At 76.2% G+C, this 622-nt stretch carries 1 protein-coding gene; it reads left to right on the top strand.

Annotated features, from left to right (window positions below; genetic code table 11):
* Nucleotides 1–622: futalosine hydrolase (mqnB, locus tag MXD58_RS24515; RefSeq protein WP_250610027.1), on the top strand; the 622-nt coding region annotated here is incomplete at both ends.

Here is a 622-nt window from a genome sequence, read left to right as displayed (position 1 = left end):
CCGCTGCCGGCGCCGCGACGGCGCTGGCCGTCGCGGGCGCCGCGGGCCAGCCGTTCGACCTGGTGCTGACGATGGGTGTCGCGGGCGGTTTCCGCGGCTGGACCGAGATCGGCGATCTGGTCGTCGCCGATCGCCTGGTCGCCGCCGACCTGGGCGCCGAGTCCGGCGTCGACGAGGAGCCGGTGCGGCCCGCCGAGCGGATCAGCGAGATCGACCGCAATCTCGGCTTCCACTCGACCGGCGCGCCCACCCACCGCGGCAATGGCAGCCGCAGCGCTGACGGCGCCTTCCTCACCCTTGACGACCTGGGGCTCGGCTCGTCCACCGTCCAACCGGAGGCCGCCCTGACGTCCCGGCTCGGCCTGGTGCTCGACGCCACCGGCCGGCGGGTCATCACCGGTACCGTGGTCAGCGTCTCGACCGTGACCGGCACGGAGCGCCGGGCCGCCGCCCTGACCGAGCGGCTGGATCCGGTGGCGGAGGCGATGGAAGGCTACGCCGTCGCGCTGGCCGCGCAGGCCTACGGCGTCCCCGCCGCGGAGATCCGCGCCGTGAGCAATCCCGTCGGCCGCCGCGACCGGGCCGCCTGGAACCTGCCGGCCGCCCTGGCCAGCCTGCGCAC

This window comes from Frankia sp. AgKG'84/4 (assembly GCF_023242965.2).
Taxonomy (GTDB): domain Bacteria; phylum Actinomycetota; class Actinomycetes; order Frankiales; family Frankiaceae; genus Frankia.
Note: the sequence above shows the minus strand (reverse complement) of the source record. Positions and strands in the feature narration are given on the sequence as shown.